7 protein-coding genes are annotated in these 11725 nt (G+C 70.3%); 5 read left to right on the forward strand and 2 right to left on the reverse strand.

The annotated features are described in order from the left end of the window. Nucleotides 1–23: 23 nt before the first annotated feature. Nucleotides 24–4238 carry a phosphoribosylformylglycinamidine synthase gene (purL, locus tag ACWHMB_RS10540; RefSeq protein ID WP_377484360.1) on the reverse strand — a complete coding sequence of 1405 codons (4215 nt, stop codon included), beginning with the start codon at nt 4236–4238 and terminating at the stop codon, nt 24–26. A 163-nt stretch (nt 4239–4401) separates the two neighbouring features. On the opposite strand from purL, the gene map reads away from it, so the two are divergent. From map to ACWHMB_RS10565, 5 genes are all read left to right on the forward strand, one after another. After that, nucleotides 4402–5223 (forward strand): type I methionyl aminopeptidase, encoded by an 822-nt coding sequence (gene map / locus ACWHMB_RS10545; RefSeq protein ID WP_293224511.1) that lies wholly within the window; start codon nt 4402–4404, stop codon nt 5221–5223. A gap of 30 nt (nt 5224–5253) precedes the next feature. Further along, a complete protein-coding gene (locus tag ACWHMB_RS10550) occupies nt 5254–7887 on the forward strand; it encodes a [protein-PII] uridylyltransferase (protein ID WP_377484356.1) in 2634 nt (877 codons plus the stop codon). Nucleotides 7888–8018: 131 nt separating this feature from the next. Then, nucleotides 8019–8840: an amino acid ABC transporter substrate-binding protein gene (locus ACWHMB_RS10555; protein ID WP_293224514.1), complete on the forward strand. Its 822-nt coding sequence runs from the start codon at nt 8019–8021 to the stop codon at nt 8838–8840. Between the two features lie 210 nt (nt 8841–9050). Continuing rightward, on the forward strand, nt 9051–9698 hold the full coding sequence (locus ACWHMB_RS10560) for an amino acid ABC transporter permease (protein ID WP_293224516.1): 648 nt from the start codon (nt 9051–9053) through the stop codon (nt 9696–9698). Nucleotides 9699–9871: 173 nt separating this feature from the next. Further along, entirely contained in the window at nt 9872–10642 is a 771-nt protein-coding gene (locus tag ACWHMB_RS10565) for an amino acid ABC transporter ATP-binding protein (RefSeq protein WP_377484354.1), read from the forward strand. An 8-nt stretch (nt 10643–10650) separates the two neighbouring features. Here the strand turns inward: ACWHMB_RS10565 and ACWHMB_RS10570 are convergent, their stop codons facing one another. After that, on the reverse strand, nt 10651–11676 hold the full coding sequence (locus tag ACWHMB_RS10570) for an FHA domain-containing protein (RefSeq protein ID WP_377484352.1): 1026 nt from the start codon (nt 11674–11676) through the stop codon (nt 10651–10653). Between the last annotated feature and the right edge of the window lie 49 nt (nt 11677–11725).

Consider the following 11725-nt stretch of genomic DNA (forward strand, 5'->3'; position numbering starts at 1 on the left):
GGTCAGCCTGAAATTGTGCGCCTTCAGCCAAGCCAGCGCCGGGCATTGCGCCAGATCTGCATCCAGGGGCTGAAGCTGCTGCGGTCCTGGTCGGTCCAGCTCATCTGGATGTTGCGAAACACCCGCTCCGGGTGCGGCATCAGCGCGGTGAAGCGCCCATCGGGCGTGGTCACCGCCGTCAGGCCGCCCGCGCTGCCGTTGGGGTTGAAGGGGTATTGCTCGGTCGGCCGGCCGTGGTGGTCGACGAAGCGCATGGCGGCGACGACGCGCGCCGCGTCGCCGCGCTGACTGAAGTTGGCGTAGCCCTCGCCGTGCGCCACCGCGATGGGCAGGCGGCTGCCGGCCATGCCGGCAAAGAACAGGCTGGGCGAATCCAGCACCTCCACCATCGACAGCCGCGCCTCGAAGCGCTCGCTGCGGTTGGTGGTGAAGCGCGGCCAGGCGTCGGCGCCGGGGATGATGTCGGCCAGCTCGGCGAACATCTGGCAGCCGTTGCACACGCCCAGGGCGAAGGTGTCGCTGCGGCCGAAGAAGGCCTTGAACCGATCGGCCAGCGGCGCGTTGAAGGTGATCGAGCGCGCCCAGCCGATGCCCGCGCCCAGCGTGTCGCCATAGCTGAAGCCGCCGCAGGCCACCAGGCCCTGGAAGTCGGCCAGCCGCACGCGCCCGGTCTGCAGGTCGGTCATGTGCACGTCGAAGGCCTCGAAGCCCGCCTCGGTGAAGGCGTAGGCCATTTCGACGTGCGAGTTGACGCCTTGCTCGCGCAGGATGGCGACTTTGGGGCGGCTGAGCGCCAGAGCGGGAGCCAGGCCGGTTGCAGCGGATGCGTCCGCGCCCTCACCCCTGCCCTCTCCCGCATGCGGGAGAGGGGGATTCTGGCTCCCTCGCCCCTCTGGGGAGAGGGTTGGGGTGAGGGGCGACGGCGCGTGAACGTCGAACGTCAGATGCACATGCAAGCCCGGGTCATCCACCGCCCCCGCCGCCGCGTGCTCGGCATCGGCACACGCAGGGTTGTCGCGCCCCTGGGCGATCTTCCAGCTCACGCTGTCCCACACCTGCTGCAAGTCGTGCAGAGGGGCGCTGAAGACCTCCCTGGCGTCGCGCCACACGCTGAGCTGCCCCTTGCCCTTGTCGATGCCCGAGGACGCCGGCCGCGTCTTGCCGATGACGTGGCTGTGGCGGGACAGGCCGTGCGTGCGCAGCACCTGCATCACTTGGTTGCGCTCGGCCGTGCGCACCTGCAGCACCACGCCCAGCTCTTCGGCAAACAAGGCCTTCAGCGTCAGCCAGTCGCGCCGGCCGCTGACCTGCTTGGTCCACTCCTTGCCCTCGCCCGATTCCATGTGGCTGTCGTGCACGCCGTCGCCTTCCTGCAGCAGCATGTCCACGTTCAGCGCCACGCCCACCTGGCCGGCAAAGGCCATCTCGGCCACCGTGGCCAGCAGGCCGCCGTCGCTGCGGTCGTGATAGGCCAGGATTTTTCCGTCCGCGCGCAGCTCGTTGACGGCCGCCACCAGCGCCTTCAAATCCTGCGGATCGGCCAGGTCGGGCACGCCATCCTGCACCGGGCAGCCGCTTTGCCCCATGGCCTGCGCCAGCACGCTGCCCGCCAGGCGGTTGCGCCCGCGGCCCAGGTCGACCAGGATCAGCGAGCTGTCGGCCTCATCGCGATCGAGCTGCGGCGTCAGCGTGCCGCGCACGTCAGACACGCTGGCAAAGGCGCTCACGATCAGGCTGACGGGCGAGACCACCTTGCGCGCCGTGCCATCGGCGTCCTGCCACTGCGTGCGCATCGACAGGCTGTCCTTGCCGACCGGGATGCTCACGCCCAGCGCCGGGCACAGCTCCAGGCCCACGGCCTGGACGGTGGCGTACAGCGCCGCGTCCTCGCCCGGCTCGCCGCACGCCGCCATCCAGTTGGCCGACAGCTTGACGCGCGCCAGCTCGATCGGCGCCGCCAGCAGATTGGTGATGGCCTCGGCCACGGCCATGCGGCCCGAAGCCGGCGCATCCAGCGCGGCCAGCGGCGTGCGCTCGCCCATGCTCATGGCCTCGCCGGCAAAGCACGCGTAGTCGGCCAGCGTGACCGCGCAATCGGCCACCGGAACCTGCCAGGGCCCGACCATGGGGTCGCGGTGCGTGAGGCCGCCCACGCTGCGGTCGCCGATGGTGATGAGAAAGCGCTTGCTGGCCACGGTGGGGTGGCTCAGCACCTGGATCACCGCGTCCTGCAGGCTCAGGTCATGCAGCTTGAGAGGCGTGAAAGTACGCGCGACGCTGGTCACGTCGCGCTGCATCTTGGGCGGCTTGCCGAGCAGCACATCCAGGGGCATATCGACCGCCTGGCTCCCTCCCCCGCTGGGGGAGGGTTGGGGTGGGGGCAGGGCAGCGCTTGTTGCGGCACGCTGGCCCCCATCCCTGCCTTCCCCCAGCGGGGGAAGGGGCAAATCCACGTCACCGACGATCAGTTGGCGTTCTTCGGTCACCACCCCCACCACCGCGAACGGGCAGCGCTCGCGCGCGCACAGCGCCTCGAACTGCGCCAGCGACTCGGGCGCGATGGCCAGCACGTAGCGCTCCTGGCTTTCGTTGCACCAGATTTCCTTGGGTGCCAGGCCCGACTCCTCCAGCGGGATGGCGCGCAGGTCGAAGCGCGCGCCGCGGCCGGCATCGTTGACCAGTTCGGGGAAGGCGTTGGACAGCCCGCCCGCACCCACGTCGTGAATGGCCAGGATGGGGTTGTCCACGCCCAGCGCCTGGCACTGGGTGATGACCTCCTGCGCGCGGCGCTCGATCTCGGGGTTGCCGCGCTGCACCGAGTCGAAGTCCAGCTGCGCCGCGTTGGCCCCGCTGGCCAGCGAGCTGGCCGCGCCGCCGCCCATGCCGATCTTCATGCCCGGCCCGCCCAGCTGGATCAGCAGGCTGCCGGCCGCGAACTCGATCTTGTGCGTCAAAAGCGCGTCGATGCTGCCGATGCCGCCGGCGATCATGATCGGCTTGTGGTAGCCGCGCTGCACGCCGCCCGCTTCCAGCTCGTATTCGCGAAAGTAGCCCAGCAGGTTGGGCCGGCCGAACTCGTTGTTGAAGGCCGCGCCACCCAGCGGGCCCTCGGTCATGATCTGCAGCGCGCTGGCCAGGTGATCGGGCTTGCCGACCGCGCCGTCCCACAGCTTGCTCACCGTGAAGCCCGTCAGCCCCGCCTTGGGCCGCGCGCCGCGCCCGGTGGCGCCCTCGTCGCGAATCTCGCCGCCCGCGCCGGTGCTGGCGCCGGGAAAGGGGCTGATGGCCGTGGGGTGGTTGTGCGTCTCCACCTTCATCAGCACGTGGCGCACGTCACTCTTTTTTTGATAGCTGCTCGCGCTTGCCTCTCCTGCGCTGGAGGCCGATTTGGCTTGAAACACCTCGCAGGCGTGCCCTTCCATCACCGCCGCGTTGTCGCTGTAGGCCACCACCGTGTGCTGCGGGTTTTGCCGGTGCGTGTGGCGGATCATGCCGAACAGGCTGTGCGGCTGCGCTACGCCGTCGATGCGCCAGTCGGCGTTGAAGATCTTGTGGCGGCAGTGCTCGCTGTTGGCCTGCGCGAACATCATCAGCTCGACGTCGGTGGGGTTGCGCCCCAGCCGGGTGAAGGCCTGCACCAGGTAGTCGATCTCGTCGGCCGCCAGCGCCAGGCCCCAGTCGGTGTTGGCCTGCTGCAGCGCCGCGCGGCCGCCGGCCAGCACGTCGACGTGCGCCAGCGGCTCAGGCTGCAGCGCGGTGAACAGCGCCTGCGCCGCCTCGCGCGAGGCCAGCACGCTTTCGGTCATGCGGTCGTGCAGCAGCGCGGCAACCGCGTCTTGCTGCTCTTGTGATAGCTGCCGGCGCTTGATCAGCGCGCGCTTGAGGCCGATTTGATACTCGACGATGCGCTCCACACGGCTCACCGCCAGGCCGCAGTTGCGCGCGATGTCGGTGGCCTTGGAGGCCCAGGGCGACACCGTGCCCAGGCGCGGCGTGACGACCCAGGTGGGGGCGCCCTCGCCCAGCGCGGGCGCGGCCGGCTCGCCGTAGCTCAGCAGCTCGCCCAGGCGCTGCAGCGTGGCCGCGGTGGGCGCGGCGTCGAAGCCGGCCAGGTGCACGAAGCGCGCGCGCACCGCGTCGATGCCGGGCTCGACCGCCTGCAGGCGGCGCAGCAGGCCTTGGGCGCGAAACTCACTCAGGGCGTTGCCGCCGTCGAAAAAATGAATGGGCTGGGTCACGGTGGACAGGAAGGCGATGGACGGGGCGCGCGGGCTGCGCGGCGGGTGCGCGGCCGCTGACTGGGGCCGCGCCGCAAACGCCGAGCGATTTTATCTGCGCCGCCCGCCCGCCGCCGGGCGCGCCGCCTGCAGCCACGCGCCTCGGGTGGGATAATTTGGCCCCATGAGCATCACCATCAAGGACGAGGCGGGCATTGCCGCCATGCGCACCGCGTGCCGCCTGGCGGCCGAGGTGCTGGATCAACTCACGCCGCTCATCCGCCCGGGCATCACCACGCTGGACATCGACCGCTGGTCGGCCGAATTCATGGCGGCGCAGGGCACGCGTTCGGCCACCATCGGCTACCAGCCGCCCGGCTACCCGCCCTACCCCGGCCACGTCTGCACCTCGGTCAACCACGTGGTGTGCCACGGCATGCCGGCCGACAAGGTGCTGAAGAAGGGCGACATCGTCAACGTCGACGTCACCGTCATCACGCCCGAGGGCTGGTTCGGCGACACCAGCCGCATGTTCGAGATCGGCGAATGCTCGATCGCCGCCAGGCGCCTGTGCCAGCTGACCTACGACTCGATGTGGCTGGGCATCGACCAGGTCAAGCCCGGCGCGCGCCTGGGCGACGTGGGGCACGCCATCCAGAGCTTCATCGAAGGCCACGGCCTGTCGGTGGTGCGCGAGTTCTGCGGCCACGGCATCGGCCAGGTGTTTCACGACGATCCGCAGGTGCTGCACTACGGCAAGCCGGGCACCGGCGTCGAGCTGGTGCCAGGCATGACCTTCACCATCGAGCCCATGGTCAACATCGGCCGGCGCGAGATCAAGGAAATGCCCGACGGCTGGACCATCGTCACCAAGGATCGCTCGCTGTCGGCGCAGTGGGAGCACACGGTGCTGGTCACGCCCACCGGCTACGAGGTGCTGACGCGCTCCGCTGGCAGCCCGGCGGTGCCCGAGTTCGTGCAGGGCATGGCGCAAGCCGCCGCCTGAAGCCGCCCTCGCCGGCTCATCCACCCGACCATGTCGCCCGGACTTGCCCAGCCCGTGGCGACGGCGCCGCCGGCGGCCAGCTACCGCCAGGACAAGCAGGCGCTGCTGGCCCGGCTGCGGCACGTGGCCCTGTCCACCCGCAGCGTGGACGGCGCCCTGCGCCACCTGACTCTACTCACCGACGACACCTTGCGCAGCCTGTGGCAGGCCTGCGGCTTCGACGGCACCTGCGCGCTGCTGGCCGTGGGTGGCTACGGCCGCGCCGAGCTGTTTCCGTATTCCGACGTCGACGTGCTGCTGCTGCTGCCCGAGGGCGCCGACCCGGCGCGCGACGCGGCGCTGCGCGAGCGCATCGAGTCCTTCATCGGCCAGTGCTGGGACGCCGGGCTGGAGATCGGCGCCAGCGTGCGCACCGTGGCCGAGTCGCTGCAGACCGCCGCCGCCGACGTCACGGTGCAGACCGCGCTGCTGGAGGCGCGCCGCATCGCCGGCAGCCGCACGCTGTTCGCCCGGTTCGAGCAGCGCTTTGCCGCCGCGCTGGACGCGCTGGACTTCTTTGTCGCCAAGCGGCTGGAGATGCGCCAGCGCCACCTCAAGTACGAGGACACGCCCTACGCGCTGGAGCCCAACTGCAAGGAGTCGCCCGGCGGCCTGCGCGATTTGCACATCATCGGCTGGGCCATGCGCGCGGCCGGCATCGGCCAGCGCTGGGACGACCTGGCGCGCGCCGGCCTGGCCACCGCGCTCGAAGTGCGCCAGCTGCGCCGCAACGAGGCCCTGCTGGCGCGCGTGCGCATGCACCTGCACCTGGTGGCGGGCCGGCGCGAGGACCGGCTGGTGTTCGACCTGCAAGGCGCCGTGGCCGCGTCCTTCGGCCTGGCCGACCGCACCACGCCCGACGGCCGCCTGGCCCTGCGCGCCAGCGAGCTGCTGATGCGGCGCTACTACTGGGCCGCCAAGGCGGTGGTGCAGCTCAACCAGATCCTGCTGCAGGTGATCGAGGAGCGCCTGCGCGCCGAACGCGGCGAGCCCGCCCCCGCGCTGCGGCCGCTGAACGCACGCTTTCTGGAGCGCGCCGGCCTGCTGGAAGTGGCCGACGACGCGCTCTACACGCGCCAGCCGCACGCCATCCTGGAAAGCTTTTTGCTGCTGGAGCGCGTGCCGGGCGTCAAGGGCTTTTCGGCCCGCACGCTGCGCGCGCTCTACAACGCGCGCACCACCATGGACCGGCGCTTTCGCGCCGACCCGGTCAACCGCCAGCAGTTCCTGGCGCTGCTGCAGCAGCCGCAGGGCATCACGCGCGCCTTTCGGCTGATGAACCAGACCTCGGTGCTGGGCCGCACGCTGTGGCCGTTTCGGCGCATCGTGGGGCAGATGCAGCACGACCTGTTCCACGTCTACACGGTCGACCAGCACATCCTGATGGTGCTGCGCAACGTGCGGCGCTTTTTCATCCCCGAGCACGCGCACGAATACCCGTTCTGCTCGCAGCTGGCCGCCGGCTGGGACCAGCCCTGGCTGCTGTACGTGGCGGCGCTGTTTCATGACATCGCCAAGGGGCGCGGGGGCGATCACTCGCAGCTGGGCGCGCGCGAGGTCGGACGCTTCGCGCGCCAGCACGGCATTGCCCGCGCCGACCGCGAGCTGCTCGAATTCCTGGTGCGCGAGCACCTGTCCATGAGCCAGGTGGCGCAGCAGCAGGACTTGGGCGATCCGGACGTGGTGGCCGCCTTTGCCCGCCGCGTGGGGCACGAGCGGCGCCTGACCGCGCTGTACCTGCTGACGGTGGCCGACGTGCGCGGCACCAGCCCCACGGTGTGGAGCGCCTGGAAGGGCAAGCTGCTCGAAGACCTCTACCGCCTGACGGTGCGTGCGCTGGGCGGGCGCGCGCCCGACCGCGATGCCGTGGTTGAGGCGCGCAAGCGCCAGGCGCTGGCCGAGCTGTCGCGCCTGGCCGGCCACACGGTGGCGCCGCCGCCGCTGTGGCAGACGCTGGACGTGGCCTACTTCATGCGCCACGACGCCGGCGACATCGCCTGGCACGCCTACGAGATCGCCCTGCAGGGCCCCGGCGCCAGCACCACGCCGCGCGTGCGCGCGCGCCGCTCGCCGGTGGGCGAAGGCCTGCAGGTGCTGGTGCACGCCAGCCTGCGCGACGAGCTGTTCGCGCGCATCTGCGGCTACTTCGACCGCGCCGACCTGTCGATCCAGGACGCCAAGGTCCACAGCACGCGCGACGGCTGGGCGCTGGACACCTTCCAGGTCGTGAGCGACCTGCTGCCCGAGGAGGCGCCCGCGCTGATGGCCCGCATCGAGGCCGAGCTGCCCGCCGCCGTCGACAGCCTGCGCCCGCTGCCACCGCCGCGCCTGGGCCGCGTGTCGCGCCGCGTGCGCAGCTTTCCGGTGGCGCCCCACGTCGACCTGCGCCCCGACGAGAAGGCGCAGCACTGGCTGCTGTCCGTGTCGGCCAGCGACCGCACCGGCCTGCTCTACAGCATGGCCCGCGTGCTGGCCGCCCACGCCATCAGCGTCGAGCTGGCCAAGGTGACGACCCTGGGCGAGCGGGTGGAAGACATGTTTTTGCTGCGCGGCGAGCAACTGCAGCCCGAGCGCACGCGGGTGACCATCGAGCAGGAGCTGCTGCAGGCGCTGGAGCCGGGTTGAGCCGCCGTCTTCGGCACTGCCGCGGGCGCCGCACGGATGCAGCCGTTAAAATTAAGGGTTTTCCCGATACTCATGCCTTGCGGCGCACGCGCTGCGGCGCCCTTCCCTTGTCTGTCCTTTTCCCGACTGCCATGACTTCTGCCCTGTCCACCTCCCGCCGCCTCGTGCTCGCGCTGGCCGCCTCCACCGCCCTGCTGGCCGCCTGCGGCAAGACCGAAGCGCCGGCCACGTCCCAGGCCGCCGCGCCGGCCGCAGCGGCCCTGCCGGCCAAGATCGTCATCGGCCTGGACGACAACTTTCCGCCCATGGGCTTTCGCGACGACAAGAACGAGTTGGTCGGCTTCGACGTGGACCTGGCGCGCGAGGCGGCCAAGCGCCTGGGCGTGCAGGTCGAGTTCAAGCCCATCGACTGGAACGCCAAGGAGGCCGAGCTGAACGGCCAGCGCGTGGACGCGCTGTGGAACGGCCTGACCATCACCGAGGAGCGCAAGAAGAACATCGCCTTCACCGCGCCCTACATGCAGAACCACCAGATCGTCGTGGTGCGCGCCGACGCCGCCATCAAGACCAAGGCCGAGCTGGCGGGCAAGACGGTGGGCGTGCAGGACGGCAGCAGCGCCGTCGACGCCATCGCCAAGGACGAGGCCACGGCCAAGAGCTTCAAGGAGCTGAAGAAATACGGCGACAACGTGACGGCGCTGATGGACCTGGCCACCGGCCGCCTGGACGCCGTGGTGCTGGACGAGGTGGTGGGCCGCTACTACGCCGCCAAGAAGCCGGGCGAGTACGTGGTGCTGGACGACAACTTCGGCACCGAGGACTACGGCGTGGGCCTGCGCCAGGGCGACACGGAGCTGCACGCGCGCCTGGACCAGGCGCTGGCCGCCATGAAGCAGGACGGCAGCGGCGCGCAGATTTCGGACAAGTGGTTCGGCAAGAACATATTGAAGTGAACCACCCCCAGTCTCCACACGCTGCGCGTTGTTCCGCCTCCCCCCTTCAAGGGGGCATCGCCAGTGACCGGGGAAACCCCGGCCACGGCGATCGCTGGCATGGCCTGCTCCGCGGCCTGCAGGCCCGTTGTGTGCCATCGATCCCCGTGAACAAGCAGCGTTGTGAAAGCCTGAATCAACGGCAGACTTCGAATCAAGCCGGTTGAGTTGATGGACTACCTGCTGCGCATCCTGCCCCCGCTGCTGGACGGCGCGGGCGTGACGCTGGGCCTGTTCGTCGTCACCCTGGCGCTCTCGCTGCCGCTGGGCCTGGCGCTGGCGCTGGCGCGCCTGTCGCGGCTGGCGGCGCTGCGCGGGGCGGTCAGCGGCTTCATCTGGCTGATGCGCGGCACGCCGCTGATGCTGCAGCTGCTGTTCGTCTACTACGCCCTGCCCTTCGTGCCGGTGATCGGCGTGCGGCTGCCGGACTACCCCTCGGCCGTGGTGGCCTTCACGCTGAACTACGCGGCCTATTTCGCCGAGATCCTGCGCGCGGGCATCCAGTCGATCGACCGCGGACAGTACGAAGGCGCCAAGGCGCTGGGCATGAGCTACGCGCAGACCCTGCGCCGCATCGTCATGCCCCAGGTGTGGCGCATCAGCCTGCCGCCGTTGGCCAACGAGACCATTACCCTGGTCAAGGACACTTCCATCATCTACGTGCTGGCGCTCAACGACCTGCTGCGCGCCGCGCGCGGCATCGTGCAGCGCGACTTCAGCATCACGCCCTTCGTCGTCGCCGCCGCGTTCTACCTGTTGATGACGCTGGTGCTGACCTGGGTCTTCCAGCGCCTGGAGCGCCGTTATGCAAGTCCATGACCTCCCCCAGACTCCACGCGCTTCGCGTTGTTGCGCCTCCCCCCTCGAGGGGGCACCGCCAGTGACCGGGGAAACCCCGGCCACGGCGTTCGCCGGCATGGCCTGCTCCGCGGCCTTCTGGCTCTTTGGGTGGACATCCTTGCGGGCAACGCGTCGGCTCGTGAAGAACTGACATGGACACTTTGGACCCCATGGTGCGCACCACCGAGGTGCACAAGCACTTCGGCGCGCTGCACGTGCTGCGCGGCGTGTCGCTCACGGTGGCACGCGGCGAGGTGGTGGCCGTGCTGGGGCCCTCGGGCTCGGGAAAGTCGACCCTGCTGCGCTGCCTCAACCATCTGGAGACGATCGAGCGCGGGCACATCGAGATTGCGGGCAAAACGCTCGCTCGGGCAGACGCGACGGGCGTGGCGCGCTATCCTTCCGAGAGCGAGGTGCGCCGCATCTGCCAGCACACGGGCATGGTGTTTCAGCACTTCAACCTGTTTCCGCACCTGACGGTGCTGCAAAACCTGATCGAGGCGCCGATGACGGTGCGCAGGCGCCCGCGCGCCGAGGTGGTGCCGCTGGCCGAGGCGCTGCTGGCCCAGGTGGGCCTGGCCGACAAGCGCGACGCCTGGCCCGGCCGCCTGTCGGGTGGGCAGAAGCAGCGCGTGGCCATTGCGCGCGCGCTGGCCATGCAGCCGGACATCCTGCTGTTCGACGAGCCCACCAGCGCGCTCGACCCCGAGCTGACCGCCGAGGTGCTGCGCACCATGCGCCAGCTGGCCGAGCAGCGCATGACCATGCTGGTGGTGACGCACGAGATGGCGTTTGCGCGCGAGGTGGCGCACCGGGTGGTCTTCATGGATCAGGGCCGCATCGTCGAGGACCGGCCGGCCACCGAATTTTTTGCCGCGCCACGCCACGAGCGGGCGCGCGCCTTTCTGGCCAGCCTGGCGTAGCCGACCGCTCAGGGAGCGTCGAACAGGGGCAAGGTGTTGGTCTTGTGGCCGACCGCCACGCCACCGCCGTCCCGGCGCTGCACCTCGAACGACACCACCGGCGCGGAAAAGTCGCTGAACGGCGCGCCCAGGGCGATCTCGCCGGACGAGTGCAGCAGGCAGGAGGTGCGCCGCAAGAGCACCTCGGGGCCGGCGGCGTCGGCAAAGCGCACCGTGGTGCCATAGCTGCTCAGGTCGGTCAGCACATAGGCGCCGTCCTGCCACTGGATGCCGGCGTGCCGGCGCGACACCCGCTGGTCGCTGATCGTCAGGTCGTTGTCGTCGGTGCGGCCGATGTGGACCGTGTCGGGGCCCGCGTCGAACACCTTGCTCTGGTCCAGCCACCTCAGCTTGAGGGTGGGCGTGGCCGTCCGGGCCTGGAGCTCGGCCAGATTGGCGGGCCGCGTCAGCTGGTCGGGGTTCACGTCGGCGTTCCACAGCACCTGGAACACCGAGCGCGGCTGATTGAGGCCCGGAATGCGCATCAGGCCCAGGTGGCGGCGGCGCACCTCCAGCCAGGACAGCACACGCACGCGCGCCTCGCCCACCACCGGCGGCGCCTCGGCGTGGCCCGCGCTGGCCCACTCGAACACCGATTCGTCGGCCCAGATGGTGTCGGCGCCGGCCATGTCGCACAGGCGCGCCGCCAGGTTGACCGGATCGCCATAGCTGTCGGCGTCGAGTTGCACGACCGAGCCGCTGGCCAGGCCGATCTTCATGCCCAGGCGCAGGCCCTGGGGCACGTCGCCCAGGTAGCTCACGTAGCGCTGTTGCAGGAAGATGGCCGCGCTCAGCGCGGCGATGCTGGAGGGAAACTGCAGCAGCACCCCGTCGCCCAGCAGCTTGACGGTGCGCCCGCCATGGACCTCGCACACGCGCGACACCCAGTGCGTGACGCGGGAGATCATGCCGGCGACCACCTCGCTCTCAAAAGCTTCGTAGGCAGCCGAGCTGCCCGTCAAGTCGACGAAAACGATGGTGGGGTGCATACCCATGGACGACAAAGACCTCCTTTAGTCCTTTGCGGCAAATCGCTGTTGTTCT

The sequence above is a fragment of the Ottowia pentelensis genome, assembly GCF_964341695.1.